Below are 17,637 nucleotides of genomic sequence, written 5' to 3' on the forward strand. Positions count from 1 at the left end.
TTTCTACCTATGACATTGCTTTATTAAACAATAAATTGGAAACCATATAATCAACCACTTGCTCAACACCTTCCCCTGAGCGGCTGTTTATAGCGACAACGGGCCTGTTTTCACGAACATTTTTTGCTTCAGAATACATAGCGTCAAAATCGACACCAACATAGGGCGCGAGATCTTTTTTATTAATAATCAAGAGATCGCTTTGTAAAACGCCAGGCCCTTTTTTACGCGGTATATCATCACCACCAGCCACATCGATCACAAACATCCACTGGTCAACCAGATCCAAAGAGAAAGTAGAAGCCAAATTGTCACCCCCACTTTCAATCAGAATTAACTCGATTTCGGGAAACTGAATTGCCATCTGTTCTGCTGCTTCTATATTCAATGTCGGGTCTTCTCGAATGACAGTGTGAGGACAAGCTCCCGCCTCAACAGCCATGACCCGTTCAGGCTCAATCAAGCCACTTTTTCTCAACCTCTCAGCATCTTCTTTGGTCACAAGATCATTAGTAATAATGCCAATTTCAATCTGACGTTCCTGAAATGCCGGAATAAGTTTTTCAATTAATGCTGTCTTACCAGAGCCAACAGGACCACCAATACCTACTCTGGCTGGACCAGCTAATACATTTAAATCAAAAGATGCATTCATCGCAGGATATACCTCTGTGTTAATGGAAGTTCGGTAGAGGGTTCGCAATAAGCCAGCTCACCATTGATATAAACATCGAAAGTCTGTGGATCAACATACATGTCAGGACAAGCATCGTTATGCAGCATGTCTTTTTTTGTGAGATTTCGTGTACCAGTGGCTGGGAGCAAGTTTTTTTTCAACTCCAACTTCTCAGCTAATCCTTTTTCAATGGCCAGCGGATTCACAAAATTGGCACTCAGTTTTTGTTTGGCAATCCCAAAAGCACCCCATTGAGGACGCATTATGATTGGTTCACAGGTCATTAATGACGCTGCACTATCACCCATTGCACCGTAAGCAATAAAGCCACCTTTCACGATGATTTCAGGTTTAACCCCAAACATGGCTGGTCGCCAAAGAACAACATCCGCCATTTTGCCGGGCTCCAACGAGCCAATATGTTCAGCCACACCAAAACTTTTCGCTGCATTAATCGTATATTTAGCGATATAACGTTTGATGCGTTCGTTATCACCAATACGTGATTTTTCTGTCTCCAGCCTGCCGCGTTGATCTTTCATTTTGCTGGCTAATTGCCAGGTTCGGGTAATCACTTCATTGATTCGTCCCATTCCCTGACTATCTGACCCGAGCATGGAGATGGCGCCAATGTCATGCAGAATATCTTCAGCAGCAATAGTTTGAGCCCGAATCCGACTTTCGGCAAAGGCGACATCCTCTGGAATAGCCGGGCTAAGATGGTGGCAAACCATGGTCATATCCAAATGCTCATCAAATGTATTGTGAGTAAACGGATTTGTTGGGTTAGTTGATGAAGGTAAACAATTGGCCTCACCTGCAACAGAAATAATATCCGGTGCATGACCTCCGCCAGCGCCTTCAGTGTGATACATATGGATGGTTCGGCCTTTGATAGAGGCTAATGTATTTTCTAAAAAGCCACTTTCATTCAAAGTATCGGTGTGGATTTGAACCTGAAAGTCCAGTTCATCAGCGACATTAAGACAGGTATCAATAACAGCAGGCATGGCGCCCCAGTCTTCATGGATTTTCAGACCAACACAACCACCTTCAATCTGCTCATACAATGACTCAGGTTTACATGAGTTTCCTCGCCCCAGAAAACCAAAATTAACCGGAAAGTCCTCTGCTGCCTGCAGCATTTTTCCAACGTTAAATACCCCACCGCAATCAATCCCCACGGTGATAGGTCCCAACGAACCACCGAACAAAGTGGTAATGCCTGCAGCAATGGCATGGTCACATAACTGAGCACTATCAAAATGGACGTGCACATCAATGCCACCCGGTGTGGCAATCAGTCCTTCGGCATCTCTTACTGTGGTCGATTGCCCCACTAATAAGTTGTGATCTACCCCATCCATAATGGCTGGATTACCGGCTTTACCGATACCCACTATCTTGCCATCTTTAATACCGACATCGCCTTTAACAATGCCAATAACAGGATCGATTACCAGGGCATTACATAACAGCATATCTAATGTGCCATCTTCACTTCCCAGCCCTGAGGTCATTCCCATGCCATCACGCAGTGTTTTGCCACCGCCATGAAGACACTCATCGCCATACACGGTGAAATCGTACTCCACTTCAGCGATTAAATTGGTATCACCAAGGCGGATACCATCACCGGTAGTTGGCCCATACATTTCTGCATATTCTTTACGACTCATTATTGCCATCGTTATGCTCCTAAATAGTTTTCTTGCTTGGCTTTGTTCAATGCCGCTTGTTTCACTGCCTCATCATCAGCTAAACCATTGGTCAGTCCATTAAGGCCATACAGTGCTTTTTCGCCACCAAACTCACATAAAATGCATTCTTTTTCCTGACCCGGCTCAAACCTTACGGCTGTGCCAGCGGGGATATCCAAACGCATCCCAAACGCAGCTTCACGATCGAATTCCAAGGCTTTATTAGCCTCAAAAAAGTGGTAATGACTGCCAATCTGTACAGGTCTGTCACCGGTATTCGCCACCCGGATAGTGCGTTTTTCACGGTTGGCATTCAGCTCGATTTCACCTTCTGCTGGGAATAGCTCGCCAGGAATAGGATAGTCAGGCACCACTTGCTCTCCTGAACGGATAGGATCATGTATGGTGACTAATTTAGAACCATCTGGAAAAACACCTTCCACTTGCAACATGTGCATCATGTCACTGACCCCTGGGAGTACATCATCGGTACTCAGAATCGTGCTGCCAAAACTAATCAGCTCTGCCACAGTACGACCATCGCGTGCGCCTTCAAGCACTTCATTAACGATTAATGCCGTGGCCTCCGGATAATTCAGTTTTAACCCTCTCTCACGCCGCTCTTGTGCCAGTTTTGCTGCGGTATAGATAGTTAAACGTTCAAGTTCTGATGGAGTTAAATACATAATTTCTCCTTAAATAGTTAATTGGCAAATAGCCGTTGGGCACTGACTTCATGACGCATTGCCGCAATTTCAGTTAATGGCACATAGCTATGCATAAGTTGGTCATCTGAAACAGGCTGTTCGAGAAGTGTGGCAATAACAGAAGACAGTTTTTGTCGTATCAACTGAGCATGAATATGACCTAATTTACCCAGTCGCATACAGGCGCCCAGCATGTCATTGCATAAGCCATGGGCACTTGCTATCTGTGCCTGCAGCTCCGTTAATCCACACTGACGAAACACTAAACCCTGGACCACGGGAATATGACCGGGTGCTTTTTTTTCCATAACACGTTGACGATATTCCGCACTCAAGGTTGTGCCTAAACGTGCATGGATACCTAATAATGCTGCCCCATTCCGTTTCGATCCTGTTCTTAAACCAGCAGAAAGACTTAAGGCTTCAACTTCATTATCAATCGCGTTGATAGCATCCAGATTCTCTGCTTGCCGATAGACGTGGCATAAGGCGACGCGATCTAAACTGTTCCAACGCCCCTTAAGTTGCACTGTAATCAAGTCATATATTTGCTCTGGACCTTTGATCTTATTGTCGTTGAATAAGGTCTCTAGGCCATTTGAGAAAGCAAAGCTGCCACTTGGAAATTGGCTATCTCCAAACTGCATCATGCTCAACATAGCTAATGCTGAAGTGGTCATTTCATCTGGTACAGTTGTAGTCAAGGTTGAACGACAGTTACACGATTGGCATCAATCAGCCCGCTAAGTCTGTCGATGTAACGTTGTGCAGGTCCTTCAAGAGCAACCAACAGATCAGGGCCATCAAACCGAATACGCCAGTGTAAATTACCTGCGTTATAACCCAGCTCTAACGCCGCATCGGTACTGGTCGGTGACAATCGAAGCCATTCTTCTTCATTGACCCGTATCACCACAGCCCGCTGATCATCCATTAATAATACAGCCCCGTTATACAGGCGCTTATCGCGAGATAAGGCTATACCACACGGTGTGCCTTTATCCGTCGTCACTTTTTGCCGACTACGTGCAGTATCAGCCACATTCATTCGAATGAACTCTATACGGTCATGATGTCCAAGATGGTGAAGTTTTTCAGCAATTTCATCGTCATTAACACTGCCGATAATGTCATTTAACACAAGCATATATTTATCCTCACAATCGCGTTATATGGTCAAATACTGATTAGCCAGTTCATCGGTCAACTCATTACCGTTGCCTTGATGAACAAGACGTCCGTTATCCAATATAAGAAACTCATCAGAAGCCCTCTTCGCAAAACGAATATTCTGCTCGACAAGAATAATGGTTAAGTTCAGCTCCTTATTAAGTCTGAGAATGCAGTCTTCTATTTGCTCAACGATATTGGGTTGAATACCCTCGGTAGGCTCATCCAGTAATAACACCTGAGGATTGGTAGCAATGGCTCTGGCAATAGCTAACTGCTGCTGTTGGCCACCAGATAACAATCCACCTGCCCTATCCAAGTTATCCATTAAATAAGGGAATAGCTCTGGCACAATATCCGGAATCTCTGCCTTACTGGATTGATCGGCAAAACGTCCCATCAAAATGTTTTCCTTCACCGAAAAGTCAGGAATGATTTCACGACCTTGAGGTACATACCCCATACCTGATCGTGCCCGATAGAAGGTTGTCTGATCACCCAGCTCAATCTCATTAAGTGTCAGCTTACCGGTCATAGAACTGGTCAACCCCATCAGTGTTTTCAGCAAAGTACTTTTGCCAACACCATTACGACCTAATACCGATAAAATCTTGCCCGTTTCCAGGCTGAAATCAATATCGTGCAGAATATGGCTGCCACCATAAAAACTGTTTACTGATTGCAACGTTAACATTAGTGAATGCCCCCACTTCCCAGGTAGGCATCTTTGACTGCCTGGTTATTTTCTATATCGCTGATGTGGCCTTCTGCCAGAAACTCACCTTGGTGCATAACGGTAATTTTGTCAGCAATTTCACGAACGAAGGCCATATCATGCTCAACAGCAATAATCGTATGTTGGCCTTTCAGATTATTCATAATCCGAGAGGTTTTTATCGTTTCATCGGCTGTCATACCGGCTGTAGGCTCATCAAGCAGAATCACTTGAGGCTTACGAATAATCAACATGGCAAGTTCAAGCCACTGTGTTTCCCCATGAGAGAGATTTTCGGCCAGCTCATGAGCCTTATTTTCGAGATTAGTCATCGACATCACCTCTTTCATACGCTCATGATCGACTCGTCTTTTCATTGAGCCTAAGTTGGCAAGTACCGTACTTTCCTGCATCGCTGCCACCGACAGATTCTGCAAGACAGAAAGCTCTTTAAAAACACTGGGGATCTGAAATTTACGTCCTATCCCCATCCGGGCAATTAAATGTGGCGGTTTATTGGTGATCTCCTTATCACCAAGAAAAATTCTGCCCGCCGTTGACTGGGTTTTACCGCAAATCATATCCATCAAAGTCGTTTTACCTGCACCATTAGCGCCTAAAAGCACACGCATTTCACCGTGTTTTACGACCATGCTGAAGTTATTTACTGCCTGAAAACCACTGAAGTTAACCCCTAAACCATCGATATAAAGATCACGATTTTTAGCTTTCATCAGCCTTCTCCCCGATTTACAGTCAGTTTTCTACAAATACCATGGGCAATACCGGCCAGACCTTTAGGCATATACAAAACAACCAAGACAAAAAATAAGCCCAGAATGGCTTGCCACGATTCTACAAACAGTTCGTTTTCACTCACTGAAGCCCCTAACATAGAGATAGAAATGGCACCAATGCAGGCACCTAAAATAGAGGCACGGCCGCCGACTGCTGCCCAAATAACAATGGCAATACTGAACGACAAATCCATAAATGTCGGCGAGGCAAACTCTGCGGTAATGACATACAACATGCCGGCAAATCCAGAGATGGCTGCTGACACGCAGAAGAAAAAGGTCTGATACGATGCAGCATCAAAGCCCAGGTATTTAGCCCGATTCTGATCATCGCGAATGGCTTGTAATATCAGGCCTGCCCGACTGTTAATTAACACTCGAGTGATAAGTAAGACAATCACCAGTGAGATAGCAACCAGGTAATAAGTACTGACCGTATAGGGATCAAACTCGTAGCCATTTATCTTAAACCAGGCCAGATCCGTTAAACCGTTAAAACCGCCAGTAAAAGACTGTGCATCAACGACCAACAGGCGAGCCAATAACACCATCGCTAATGTAATGATGGAAATGAAAACACCAGCAATGCCTTTGCGGAAAATGATCGTGCCTATCAGCCAGGCAATCAGCACTGGTAAGGCAATAGCCATAAATATCCCAAAGCTTTGTGATTGAAATGGCATCCATAAGAATGAGACATGATTGATGCAGCAAAGATCAACCACCGCATTAGGCTCTGCATTCCACATCATAAAGTCAGGAATCGGCGTCTGCCCACCTTGTTCCAGGCTGGTAGGACTAGCTAATTTCAGACTCATGCCCAGCATGTAAGCACCAGCGCCAAAAAACAGGCCCTGACCTAAATTCAGAATGCCGGCATAGCCCCAACTCAAAGAAATGGCGACACCTAACATGCCGTAAATTAAATATTTTGCCGTCCGGTTTAGCCAGAACTCATCTAAAAATAAAGGTAAAGACAGGATAATCGCGATAAATATGGCGTAAACCATTATTTTCAGGTGTGAATATGTCAGTTTCATCATTAACGCCCCTTGTAGTTAAATAAGCCACGGGGACGCCAGATAATGATGGCGATAACAGCAGCAAAAACAACTGCCCGAGCAATAATATCGTTACTAAAGAAGGCAACAACGCCATTTAACTGACCAAGAATGCCAGAGGCGACAATCGAACCAACTAAACTACCAACGCCGCCGACCACGACTACTAAAAAACCATCAACAACCAGCGAGCTACCCATATCTGGCATAACCGTTTTAAAGCCAGACATCATGACACCAGCGACACCAGCCAAACCTGCGCCATAAGCAAAGGTTAAGGCATTCACTTTTTTGACATCGATGCCACAGGCCGCTGCCATATCAGGATTACGCATGATTGCTCTTACTTGCTGCCCAATTCGTGTGCGATACATAAGAAACCAGGTCAGTACTGCCAGCAGTGCAGACACTAAAATGATGAATGTTCTATATGGCTGAATCACAAACTCACCTACAGTAAATGACTCTGTCATGATCTCTGGCAAAGTCACAGACTGCAGTCCCGGTCCAAGCCCTTCAATGTGGATGCCGAAAAAAGACAAACCAAATTCAAGACGAATAGCTTGCTGCAGTAAAATAGCTACGCCCCATGTCGCCAGCAAAGTATCAAACAACCGGTTATATAAGCGCCGAATAACCAACCTTTCGATGAGTAAACCCAAACCAGCACAGACGATAAAAGCCAGAGGAATAGCTGCAAACAGGTTAAAACCTAAATAGGTTTGAGCCATGACTGTGGTATAGGCACCCATCATGACTAATTCGCCATGGGCCATATTAATGACCCCCATCGAGCCATAGACTATGGATAAACCTAATGCGACTAAAAGCAAGATAGAACCAATACTTAGCCCAATGAATACAGTATCTAACATATTAAAATTCTCCTCTTACCGGCCTGTTCACCCTGAGGTGACAGGCCGTAAGGATTAGATAATTACAATTTAGAACTGTCCAAACCGGACGCTGTGCAGAACAGATTGTCAGCTGTTTCACCATAAGCGGAATAAGGCAACGGCTGTACTGGAACATCGTATTCATCGACGATTTTGCCCTGACCATCTTCTTGCCATTGAGCAATACGAGGCGTCATCGAGTTATGAAGGTTTTCAGGACTTACTGTCATCACGCCCATCGGTCCATCTATAGATACCCCTTTTGCCGCTTCCATGATGTCTAATGGTTTGGTTTTACCCGATTTTTCTACCGCTTTAGCCCACTCGTAAACACTCTCATACGCTGCAACCATAGTGACGTGTGTGACAGCATTCGGATCGTTAACATAAGCACGATAACGTTTGATGAAGTCGTGATTTTCTTTGGTATCAATAGCTTGGAAATAAGGGAATGAGGTATAACTACCGGCAGCATATTTACCACCTAATGCAGCCACCTCAATTTCAGAGGTCACAGTTGAAGCAATAGGAATATCTTTTTGTGAAATACCCTGGTTGAAATATTCACGATAGAAAGAAATGACTGAGTCACCAACCACATTCGACAGCACAACATCAGCACCACTGTCTTTGATTTTTTTGACCATTGAGCCCCATTCAGAATGACCTAGTTCCAGGTATTCATCTGCCACCCATTCAGCACCATTAGCTTCTATTAACTTTTTAGCCACTTTTGCCATTTCTTTTGGAAATAAGTAGTTAGAGCCAACAATGAAGAACTTCTTCTTACCTAACTTATTAACCAAATAAGGAATGTAATTATTCAACTGCTGGTTAGGAACAGAGCCGGTATAAATGACATTTTTTGAGCACTCATATCCTTCGTAAAAAGTAGGATAAAACAATAGATTTTTACGTTTTTCGATAACAGGTAGCATCGCTTTACGACTAGCTGAAGTGTAACCACCAAAGACGGTGACGACACGATCACGAATCACCAGTTTGCTTGCTTTTTCATTAAATGTTTTAGGATCACTCGCACCATCTTCTACGATGGGTTTGATCATCTTACCGTCAACACCACCATTGGCATTGATTTCATCAATTGCCATTAAGGTGGCATCCGACAAAGACTTTTCTACAATAGACAAGCCACCCGTTAGTGAAAAAAGTACGCCCACTTTAATTTCATCAGCCGCACTCGCTTGCCCAATAAACGGGAGACTGAAAGCAACAACTGCAATAGTTGCCTTAAGATTTTTTAGTAATTTCATTAATGCTTCCCCTTAAAACGCAAAAAGGGCCCCCTAATAAATTAGGGAGCCCTTTCGCTCGAAAAATAACATGACATTTAGAGACAGATAATCACACTCCGCTTTTGGAGATTCTGGATGATGAATATATAACTGAACGCGCTTTTGCGGGCAGTTATCTCATGCAGAATAACTATCAGTCCTCATTTAGGGTTTACGCACAATTTATGCCAAAGAAAAATATAACAAAATAAACAATAACTTACAAAAATCGCTTTTTATTTTTGGATGAACTTTGTTTAACTTTGGTGCAAATCACATAAACATCGCACCATTTTTGTGTGTGATTAAAAACCGTTTTTTTTATATCCATTAAGCTAATTGACAACATCAAAACGGTATGGTCCACTGAATATAGACATTTAGAAACTCATTATCATTATTGTTTATCTACCCAACTTCAGGGTATAGCTTCTGCAAAAACGCAGAATGAATAACATTTGTGGCTCTATGCCTGGTATTACATGAGGTTTTTAATGTCTAATACGTATCCCGCTGAAATCCCTGTTGGTGTCATTTTTTCTCAGACAGGTGTCACAGCTAATCCAGAACAGACCATGCTCAGGGCAACCCTGCTGGCAATTGATAGGATCAATCGTCAGGGTGGCATCAATGGTCAGCAACTCCATCCTATTTGTGTTGATCCTCAATCTGTTCCAGAAAATTATGGTCCGCTCGCACAAAAGTTAATCGTTGAAGATAACGTCAAACTCATCTTCGGTGGTTATACATCCGCTAGCCGTAAAGCCATGCTACCTGTTATCGGACGTTACGATGTCTTACTTTTTTACCCAACGCAATATGAGGGATTTGAGTATGCACCAAATGTCGTTTATACCGGTGCAGCACCAAATCAGGGCTGTGTGCAGCTTGCCCGATATATGCTTCAAAACGTCGGTAAACGCGTCTGTATGGTTGGCTCTGATTATATCTGGCCTCGTGAGATTAACCGCATCATGCGTGAACTCATCGAAACATCAGATGGTGACGTCATATCAGAAATGTTTCTGCCATTAGAAACCAACAAAGAAGCTGTCTACCAGGTAGCTAAACACGTCAGTTCACAGCACCCCGAGTTTGTCTTCTCTAACTTTGTCGGCAAAAGCATTGAGTATTTCTATCAAGCGATGCTGGAATTAAATGCCGATAAACCTATTCCTATTGCCAGTCTGACAACGACCGAAACAGAAATTCAGGCGATGGGTATTAAGGCAGGTTTTGGACACTACACCGCCGCGCCTTATTTCCAGTCAGTTGAAACCCCGATAAACCAGGAAATCGTCAAGGAATATAAGGCCACCTATGGTCAGGATGAAGTGACGACAATGTGCTGGGAAGCAGCCTATTTCCAAGTGCATCTGGCAATCAAAGCCGTCAAACTGGCTGAGTCATTTCATGCTGATAAGGTGATGGAAAAAATAGCCGATATTCGACATTCTGCACCGCAGGGTCCGGTAAGAGTTGATCCCGATAATAATCATTGTTTTTTATGGTCACGGATAGGCCGGGTTAATCAACAAGGTCAATTCGATATATTAGTGACTTCCGACACGGCGCTGAAACCTGATCCCTACCTAGTCTCATATTCGACAAGCCCTCTGGAAACAGCAGTTGAGAGTCGTTATGAGTAAGCGCTTAACCGCTGTTCAGCAGCCTCTGGAACTCTCCACCTTAGTTAAAAACTTACGCCAGCATGAAATCTTGCTGATCATGCCTGAAGGTGAAAATCGTAAAAAAATCGAACAACAGATTCGACGCATTGGCTTTCCACTAAAAACAGAGTGGCCACCACCTGAGGACTTTTCATCCAATTATCAGGTGGTGATGCTGGGGCTTACCCCTATTATTGAGAATAATTATGACTTTCACTGGGATGTCAGCAACCCACCGGCCGCTTTAGTGTTGGTGGTGGACTATGAAAACCCACTGGTTTTGCAATATTCATTAAGTTTGAATGCGCAAGCGATTATTGGTCTTCCATTTCACCCTTTGGGTGTACTCAGTAACTTACTACTGAGTTTGCAAGAGTTTAAACAAACGCGGTCTATGTTAAAGACAATACGTAACCTGGAATCCAAACTCAATGCCAGTCAGCATATTGAAAACGCCAAGCATTTTATCAGTGAAAAACAAAATATTAGTCTTGAAGAAGCCTATAGATTATTACGAAAACAGGCTATGGAACAACGTATGCCAGTAGGTGAGTTAGCAAAAGAAATTATTGCAAAACAGTCATTTTCCAATGAAAAAACATAAACAGCTATTAACAGGCTTCTCTTATTTCAGTTTGATTTTAGTCAAACATCATAGGTAAAAATTAATGGATATTTCTACTCTAACACTTATGTTTACCGGCCTCAGTTTAGGCATGTTACATGCCTTTGATGCGGATCATATTATGGCTGTGACTAGCCTTTCAGCGAAGCGCTCCTCACCTCGTCAAATAGCCTTCTTTTGTGGACGCTGGGCGCTGGGTCATGGGGCAACCGTGTTGTTACTGGCGATTTTATTTATCGTTTTTGACTGGCATCTGAGTGAACAAGCCAGTCTATGGGCTGAACGATTTATTGGCGTGCTTTTACTCTCTGTTGGTTTATTTTTAGCTTATCGATTTATTCATCCGAACGCTGGATTGAAGATAACGACTCATCAGCATGCCGATGGCACCAAGCACACTCATATCGTTGAAGTCTCGAAACCTCATCGCTCTCACTTGCCCGTATCCGTTGGCATTGTGCATGGGGTTGCAGGTAGTGGACCATTGCTGGCCGTTTTGCCAGCACTCATCGCCAAGTCTTCCAGTCTTGGCATTTTATATGTCGTCCTGTTTTCAATCGGGGTATTACTGAGCATGTTGTGCTTTGGTTTACTATTAGGATTTACTCAATCACTTTTGTATGACCGAAGTGAAACGCTGTTCCGTTATGCCAAAGGTATTTTAGGATTGGCAACAGCTTTACTCGGCTTTGTCTGGCTAAAAGGGACTTTTTAACACCACAATAAAAATGGGGCCGGTAAGGCCCCATTTCGTTTCTTGAAACACGTCAACTATTACCAACGCATCATACGTCTCACAATGCCGTCATTACGGAAGGCATGATAAATCGCGCCACTGACATGCACGGCAATAATGCCCAGCAGCGCCCATGCTGTCCACATATGCAGCTCACCCCAGAATTCATTTAACTCTTCACTGGGTGCCGCAATACGTGGAAACTCAATCGTCCACCAAAACACCGTATCCCAACGGGTATGAGCTGATGAAAGATAGCCAGTAATACATACCGCTAACACCAAACCATAGACAGCGACATGAGCAGCGATAGCTAACCAGTGCATCCATGGCGCCATATCGCTTGAATCTGGTGGCGCAGGCCGGTGTCTGAGACGAACATAAAGCAGCATCAGAATGATTATCACCAAAGTGATACCAATATTTTTATGTAGCTGGAAAGGAAATGCCCGAAATTGTAATTCGGGTGATGGCAAAGGTAAGCCCATCATCCACCAGCTTGAGATAAATAAAAAGAAAATTGAAACAGCTAGCAACCAATGCAGGATTACCGCCGTTCTACTAAAACCTTGTCTTTGCATAACAGCTTCCGTTTATATTTCGTTGCAATTGTAGGAGATTAGGCACTGGCTTCTGTGTGTCTGCCAGCTAATGTGCCCACGACTAACATCAAATGCAGAATGAACCAGAGCAAAATACCGCCCAGATAAATTTCTCTCAGAGTTGGGCCGGTATTCACCACAGCAGCAAACTGCAATAAATCAACGGCGGCGAGACCACTAAAGACGACAACTGCCGCTTTTGATGCCCATGGTGTGTAATTTACCAATGCTCCGCCGATAATCACTGAGATAAACGCCAACACGGCCCCGATACCCGCTAAGGTCATTTGTACATTAGGGAACCAGTCAGGTGCAGCGAGCGCTACGCCTTTAACATGCTCAATCAGGTATTCACATTCAGCTACTGTGATCCCCTCCTCTTCCAGTTCTTCCTCTGGACAGTCAGCTGCCGGCATCACACCATCCGCTGGCATATTGTTGGTCACCACGGATTGTTTCATCGCCTCATTACCCTGCACAGCCGTTAAAAAAACGCCCAGCATAATGGCGACAACACCGAGGATACTTGCCCAGTGCGGCAGTGAAGTCTTGTTGTTTTCATTAGACATGCAACACGTTTCCTCTTGTTATAGTGAATAAAACTTCTCTCTCTTAAATTGAAATAAAGACGAATCGTTTTACCTTTTCAGCTTTTGTTTCAATAGATTAGATGGTTAAAGTCAATAAACCCGCCCCATCAGTCTAGTGACAGGAAGAAAACCCAATGGTTCAAGGGAAAAATAAGAAGGTAGCCAAGCCGGAATTAAACTTAAAGTGACGACTACAGCATTATTGAGTATTGAAATTTATGCGGGTGCTGGCTTGCTGTTTCATTAATTCGATTAGCGCTTTTGCAGGTATGGGTTTGCTGTATAAATACCCTTGCAACTCATCACAGTTATGTTGACGAAAAAAATCCGCTTGCTCACGAGTCTCGACACCTTCCGCTATTATGCGAAGATTAAGACGTCTAGCCAGCTCAATAATAGACAAGGTAATTTCCGCCGTACTTTTACGACTTAAGTCCTGAGTAAAACACTTATCTATTTTCAAACAATCCAACGGAAACAACTGCAAGTGCTTCAGTGAGGAATAACCGGTACCAAAATCATCAATTGCCAGACTCATACCGTGTTTTTTAATATTCATCATGGCTTCAACAGCGGTACTCATATTATTCATCAGCGTACTTTCCGTGACTTCCAACTCAAGTCTGGATGGTTCAATATCGGCATTTCGCAATGTCTCTGCAATTTCATCAGCAAGTGTCATATTCGAAAACTGCAGTGGCGATAAATTCACTGCGATTCTGATATGGTCCAAACCTATATCCTTCATTAACTTCAGATCTTCACAAGCTTTTCTGAGTACCCATTGTCCGATAGCATTAATCAATCCGGATTGCTCAGCAACGGGGATGAATGATTCTGGGCCGACATCACCTAATTCGGGACTATGCCAGCGTAATAGTGCTTCAGCCCCAACCAACCGACCAGTCAGAGCCTCAACTTGAGGCTGATAATAAATTTCAAATTCACCTCTTCCCAAAGCACCACTCATTGCTCGTTCCAACTCAGCGCGCGATTCAATCTCTTGCCCAATATCAGCAGTGTAAATGCAAATAGGAAGCGTCTTATCCAAGCGTGACTTAAACATAGCAGTATGGGCTTTTCGGAGTAATTCTGTACAGTCACGACTGTCTGTTGGCCAGATGCTGAGGCCAATATTGGGTGTCAGAACAATTTCTTCACCAAAGTCATGGATGGGGGTTTGCAAATGAAATAACAGCCTATTGGCTGCATATTGGATTGTGTTGATATCTTGCTGCTCCATAATTAAGACAGCAAAATCATCTTCATTTAAATGCGCAATAAACGCATCACTCTCCGTCGCTTGCTTTAACCGTTCAGAAATCGTTAGCAACAGAGAATCACTAATCGAGCGATCAATAACACTGATAGCTGAATCAGGTCGAGTCACATGAATAACAAACAAGGCTGCCAATGAATTGGGTTGGCTTAGATTTTTTAATTTATGCAATTGTTCCTGTAACACACCATGATTTGGCAAACCTGTGATGATATGTTGCCGGGACTGTTTTTCTAACTGAGACATGAGCTTTTTTGTAAAGCGATCGTTAAGCTGATATTGCCAGACAGTCCACAGAGGCCAGGATAATAGTGTCATGATCAAAGCACTTGCCGGTGCAAACCAGAGTTTTGGCCATAGCAATAAGCCTAATGAGCAGCCTGTAATAAGAAGCAATGCCACGATCATAGTGACAAGCGAATAACGCTGTGGCAACCAAAATAATGTCGTGACACTAAGCACAATCAAGATCATCGTTAATGCTGACTGAATCGGCTGTGCTAACTCATATAACCATTTATTCTGAAGTAATGTATTCATTTCCTGAGAGATGACTTCCACACCAGGCATTCGTTGATGAGACTGGTTAGCTGGGGTTGAAATCATGTCACCGATACCAGCTGAAGTGGCCCCGATTAATACATACTTGTTTTCTATAGCCGAAGCAGCAACCCGACCAGCAAGGACATCTACATAAGAAATTCGTTGTGCTTTATCTTCTGGCGATGTAAATGAAAGCATCACCTTATGGCGACGAAGCCAGCCAGTTCCTGTCTGTTTATCGGCTTTGTCTGCATAGGATGGTGGCATCCTGATGGGTCTATCATTCCCCACATTCAACATTGCCAGCGCCATACTCGGCCAATGTGGATCAGCAATACCGCCATACAAATAAAAATGACGATTCACCCCATCAATATCCAATTCCACATCAACATGCCCCAAAGCCTCAGCAGCTAAGGCCAGAACAGGAATAGGTAATCGTTCTATGATGATGGAATCCGGCGTTTCCTGAATAGGTGCAACGACCAGAACAGTGCGATTATTCTCCGTCATCGCCCTGGCAAGAGACTGATCAGCATCACTATTATTTTCTGGTTCGGAAAATAACAAATCTATACCAATGGCCCGTGGTGACAGAGCCAATAACGTATCAAGCAGTTCAGCATGACGCTGTCGGGTCCATGGCCATCTGCCTAAGGCCTGGATGCTAGCATCATCAATGGCAATAATGACAATATCATCACTCATTGCCGGGGCCTGTAACGGCAGCATCAGGTCATAAATAAGTAAGTCTAAACGCTGCAGTGATTTATTCGCAGAAAGAAAAAAACCAGCTAAAGCCAGACAGATAACTAAAAAAAAGCCAATAATCCAACTACGCTGATAGTCAGACATGCTCACGGCTATACTAAATTAAAATGATTGTAAAAATTGTCCATAAGCCTAAGGGCCAGAAATTAAATGGTTCCTTGGGCAACGGTTCGATAGTTTGTGTTGCCCCCCAGGGACCTTCATAACCATCCTGCTCAATACTTTTCACACGTAAATATCGCGGAGTATCTTTAAACGGTTCAAATGCAAACTGTGGCTCTGTTACCGTTTTATCAATAATGATGTCGCTAAACGCCTTGTCATTAGCAATTTGCACCTGATAGTGCTGTTCAGTTGAACTGACATTCCAGGTGGCCATTAACAGGCCGTCTTCTTCAGCAGACAGCGATGCATCTACTTTTTCTGGAATCGCTTTGATTTGATAGGAGCGTATCGGCCCTATAGGACCCACTTCGCCATCATTTGCAATGCTGGATAAACGCCAATAATAATTTCCTAACGCTGACAAAGATGTTGTATCAAACTGTGTTTCTGTAACGGTTCGATCCAATAGTGACTGTGAGAAGTTTTTATCAGAGGCAATTTCCAGACGATAAGCCGAAGCTTCTTCAGCTGCAGTCCATTGCAATACGGGTGACTGTCCACGTAAGACCTGGGCTTCAACCGGCTTGAGTGCAATAGGTGGTTGTGGATGAGCATTGAGTCTAATCAGCACCTGTTGATCCATGCCTTCAAGCCCTAGTGTGTCAATCGCCCGAACTCGCACGGCATAATTGCCATCACTCAAATCAGGAAAGGCAATACGGTTATGCGGTGTCAGCTCTTGCCATAACAACGTTTCAAAATCATCACTGACTGCCACTTCAACCCGGTAACGGCTAGCACCGGCAATTTTTGACCAGGATAGTCGCCAATTGATTTCTGTGATGGTATTCGGCACTGGCTCAAAAACTGGCGCAGGTAGTAGTTCACGAGGCGGAATAGGCGGTTTACCTGACACAACCTGAGTACCGAAACCTTTATTCACCAATAACTGTTTATTGGCGCCGGAAACGGCCACTTTTCCACGAAGTACTTCTATATTTGAGACATCCCCCTCTTCCATGACGAGTGCTCTATAAATCGTGCCACGAACTGCACTGATAGCTGACGGCGTTTCAATTTCAAAGCGTGAACCAGGACCAACGGCCGGAGTCACTTTGGTATCTATCCGGCCTTTTAATAAGTTCAGCCTGGAATCGACCATGCCGGTTACTCCATGTGCACTCAAATGGTCGAAGTGAACGATGCTTTTTTCATGAAGGGAAAGTATCGACTTATCAGCGAACTCAATGGCAACACTGCTATTATCAGTCGTCATTAATTGATCACCAAGCTGCATTAAAGAGCCGACTTTTGCAGGCTCAGTGGAAGCGCTTCTGGCGCGCTGAATTTCAGCAGTTCCGGTGATGGAAACAATCTTGGCGGCGACGGGGTTACTGCGAATCCAGTCTAGAGGTACACGTATCCTGGTGCCTGGCTGTAGATGTTTGGGGTTTTCAATATTATTGAGTTTACGTAACTGCTCAAACCGAGTGACTTTATCAAGATGCTGTTCACTCAAACTCCAGAGATTATCACCTTCAACGACGGTATAAATCCAATCCTCGGCATACACCCCTGTCGAGACAAAAAACCAAATAACCGACAACAAGACAAATCGATAAATACCTATAAAAGACAGATATTTCACTGGCATCTCCAAGTGTTATTTGTGATTTTCATCCTTTTTCGTATAGTAGCA

The 17,637-nt window shown here is 43.8% G+C and carries 17 protein-coding genes; 3 read left to right on the forward strand and 14 right to left on the reverse strand.

Annotated features, from left to right (window positions below; translation table 11 throughout):
* Positions 1–7 precede the first annotated feature (7 nt).
* The 10 genes from ureG to MAMP_RS12620 form a co-directional block, all read right to left on the reverse strand.
* Positions 8–655, reverse strand: a complete 648-nt coding sequence (ureG, locus tag MAMP_RS12575; protein ID WP_007146444.1) for an urease accessory protein UreG — start codon at positions 653–655, stop codon at positions 8–10.
* Complete coding sequence (gene ureC, locus MAMP_RS12580) at positions 652–2,364, reverse strand: urease subunit alpha (RefSeq protein ID WP_007146445.1); 1,713 nt, start codon at positions 2,362–2,364, stop codon at positions 652–654. Before ureC ends, ureG begins: the two co-directional genes overlap by 4 nt.
* 2 nt (positions 2,365–2,366) lie before the next feature.
* On the reverse strand, positions 2,367–3,062 hold the full coding sequence (locus MAMP_RS12585; protein WP_007146446.1) for an urease subunit beta: 696 nt from the start codon (positions 3,060–3,062) through the stop codon (positions 2,367–2,369).
* Between the two features lie 17 nt (positions 3,063–3,079).
* Positions 3,080–3,787, reverse strand: a complete 708-nt coding sequence (locus MAMP_RS12590; RefSeq protein WP_158005178.1) for an urease accessory protein UreF — start codon at positions 3,785–3,787, stop codon at positions 3,080–3,082.
* Entirely contained in the window at positions 3,784–4,230 is a 447-nt protein-coding gene (gene ureE / locus MAMP_RS12595) for an urease accessory protein UreE (protein WP_007146448.1), read from the reverse strand. The genes MAMP_RS12590 and ureE overlap by 4 nt, the downstream gene beginning before the upstream one ends.
* 21 nt (positions 4,231–4,251) lie before the next feature.
* Positions 4,252–4,947 (reverse strand): urea ABC transporter ATP-binding subunit UrtE, encoded by a 696-nt coding sequence (gene urtE, locus MAMP_RS12600; protein WP_007146449.1) that lies wholly within the window; start codon positions 4,945–4,947, stop codon positions 4,252–4,254.
* The gene (gene urtD, locus MAMP_RS12605; RefSeq protein WP_007146450.1) at positions 4,947–5,702 is read right to left on the reverse strand and encodes an urea ABC transporter ATP-binding protein UrtD; all 756 of its coding nucleotides are present in this window, start codon (positions 5,700–5,702) and stop codon (positions 4,947–4,949) included. Before urtD ends, urtE begins: the two co-directional genes overlap by 1 nt.
* Positions 5,702–6,808 (reverse strand): urea ABC transporter permease subunit UrtC, encoded by a 1,107-nt coding sequence (gene urtC, locus MAMP_RS12610; protein ID WP_202796142.1) that lies wholly within the window; start codon positions 6,806–6,808, stop codon positions 5,702–5,704. Before urtC ends, urtD begins: the two co-directional genes overlap by 1 nt.
* Complete coding sequence (urtB, locus tag MAMP_RS12615) at positions 6,808–7,701, reverse strand: urea ABC transporter permease subunit UrtB (protein ID WP_007146452.1); 894 nt, start codon at positions 7,699–7,701, stop codon at positions 6,808–6,810. Before urtB ends, urtC begins: the two co-directional genes overlap by 1 nt.
* A gap of 62 nt (positions 7,702–7,763) precedes the next feature.
* Positions 7,764–8,996, reverse strand: a complete 1,233-nt coding sequence (locus MAMP_RS12620; RefSeq protein WP_007146453.1) for a transporter substrate-binding domain-containing protein — start codon at positions 8,994–8,996, stop codon at positions 7,764–7,766.
* Positions 8,997–9,511: 515 nt separating this feature from the next.
* Here MAMP_RS12620 and MAMP_RS12625 point away from each other — a divergent pair.
* The 3 genes from MAMP_RS12625 (at position 9,512) to MAMP_RS12635 (ending at position 12,027) form a co-directional block, all read left to right on the forward strand.
* A complete protein-coding gene (locus MAMP_RS12625; RefSeq protein WP_007146456.1) occupies positions 9,512–10,666 on the forward strand; it encodes a transporter substrate-binding domain-containing protein in 1,155 nt (384 codons plus the stop codon).
* Positions 10,659–11,291 carry an ANTAR domain-containing response regulator gene (locus tag MAMP_RS12630; protein ID WP_007146457.1) on the forward strand — a complete coding sequence of 211 codons (633 nt, stop codon included), beginning with the start codon at positions 10,659–10,661 and terminating at the stop codon, positions 11,289–11,291. The genes MAMP_RS12625 and MAMP_RS12630 overlap by 8 nt, the downstream gene beginning before the upstream one ends.
* A gap of 64 nt (positions 11,292–11,355) precedes the next feature.
* Positions 11,356–12,027: an urease accessory protein UreH domain-containing protein gene (locus MAMP_RS12635; RefSeq protein ID WP_007146458.1), complete on the forward strand. Its 672-nt coding sequence runs from the start codon at positions 11,356–11,358 to the stop codon at positions 12,025–12,027.
* A gap of 59 nt (positions 12,028–12,086) precedes the next feature.
* Here the strand turns inward: MAMP_RS12635 and MAMP_RS12640 are convergent, their stop codons facing one another.
* The 4 genes from MAMP_RS12640 to MAMP_RS12655 all read right to left on the reverse strand — a co-directional run bounded on the left by MAMP_RS12640 (position 12,087) and on the right by MAMP_RS12655 (position 17,586).
* Positions 12,087–12,629 (reverse strand): cytochrome b, encoded by a 543-nt coding sequence (locus tag MAMP_RS12640; RefSeq protein ID WP_007146459.1) that lies wholly within the window; start codon positions 12,627–12,629, stop codon positions 12,087–12,089.
* Between the two features lie 38 nt (positions 12,630–12,667).
* Positions 12,668–13,219 (reverse strand): hypothetical protein, encoded by a 552-nt coding sequence (locus MAMP_RS12645; RefSeq protein WP_007146460.1) that lies wholly within the window; start codon positions 13,217–13,219, stop codon positions 12,668–12,670.
* A gap of 220 nt (positions 13,220–13,439) precedes the next feature.
* Complete coding sequence (locus tag MAMP_RS12650) at positions 13,440–15,917, reverse strand: putative bifunctional diguanylate cyclase/phosphodiesterase (protein WP_007146461.1); 2,478 nt, start codon at positions 15,915–15,917, stop codon at positions 13,440–13,442.
* A 13-nt stretch (positions 15,918–15,930) separates the two neighbouring features.
* On the reverse strand, positions 15,931–17,586 hold the full coding sequence (locus MAMP_RS12655) for a FecR domain-containing protein (RefSeq protein WP_007146462.1): 1,656 nt from the start codon (positions 17,584–17,586) through the stop codon (positions 15,931–15,933).
* Between the last annotated feature and the right edge of the window lie 51 nt (positions 17,587–17,637).

This window comes from Methylophaga thalassica MP, assembly GCF_000214595.1.
Lineage (GTDB): Bacteria > Pseudomonadota > Gammaproteobacteria > Nitrosococcales > Methylophagaceae > Methylophaga > Methylophaga thalassica.

What these genes read in the sequence shown, in the direction of transcription:
- ureG (WP_007146444.1), bottom strand. Translation starts at nt 655, where the DNA reads ATGAATGCATCTTTTGATTTAAATGTATTAGCTGGTCCAGCCAGAGTA.
- ureC (WP_007146445.1), bottom strand. Translation starts at nt 2,364, where the DNA reads ATGGCAATAATGAGTCGTAAAGAATATGCAGAAATGTATGGGCCAACT.
- MAMP_RS12585 (WP_007146446.1), bottom strand. Translation starts at nt 3,062, where the DNA reads ATGTATTTAACTCCATCAGAACTTGAACGTTTAACTATCTATACCGCA.
- ureE (WP_007146448.1), bottom strand. Translation starts at nt 4,230, where the DNA reads ATGCTTGTGTTAAATGACATTATCGGCAGTGTTAATGACGATGAAATT.
- urtE (WP_007146449.1), bottom strand. Translation starts at nt 4,947, where the DNA reads ATGTTAACGTTGCAATCAGTAAACAGTTTTTATGGTGGCAGCCATATT.
- urtD (WP_007146450.1), bottom strand. Translation starts at nt 5,702, where the DNA reads ATGAAAGCTAAAAATCGTGATCTTTATATCGATGGTTTAGGGGTTAAC.
- urtC (WP_202796142.1), bottom strand. Translation starts at nt 6,808, where the DNA reads ATGATGAAACTGACATATTCACACCTGAAAATAATGGTTTACGCCATA.
- urtB (WP_007146452.1), bottom strand. Translation starts at nt 7,701, where the DNA reads ATGTTAGATACTGTATTCATTGGGCTAAGTATTGGTTCTATCTTGCTT.
- MAMP_RS12620 (WP_007146453.1), bottom strand. Translation starts at nt 8,996, where the DNA reads ATGAAATTACTAAAAAATCTTAAGGCAACTATTGCAGTTGTTGCTTTC.
- MAMP_RS12625 (WP_007146456.1), top strand. Translation starts at nt 9,512, where the DNA reads ATGTCTAATACGTATCCCGCTGAAATCCCTGTTGGTGTCATTTTTTCT.
- MAMP_RS12630 (WP_007146457.1), top strand. Translation starts at nt 10,659, where the DNA reads ATGAGTAAGCGCTTAACCGCTGTTCAGCAGCCTCTGGAACTCTCCACC.
- MAMP_RS12635 (WP_007146458.1), top strand. Translation starts at nt 11,356, where the DNA reads ATGGATATTTCTACTCTAACACTTATGTTTACCGGCCTCAGTTTAGGC.
- MAMP_RS12640 (WP_007146459.1), bottom strand. Translation starts at nt 12,629, where the DNA reads ATGCAAAGACAAGGTTTTAGTAGAACGGCGGTAATCCTGCATTGGTTG.
- MAMP_RS12645 (WP_007146460.1), bottom strand. Translation starts at nt 13,219, where the DNA reads ATGTCTAATGAAAACAACAAGACTTCACTGCCGCACTGGGCAAGTATC.
- MAMP_RS12650 (WP_007146461.1), bottom strand. Translation starts at nt 15,917, where the DNA reads ATGTCTGACTATCAGCGTAGTTGGATTATTGGCTTTTTTTTAGTTATC.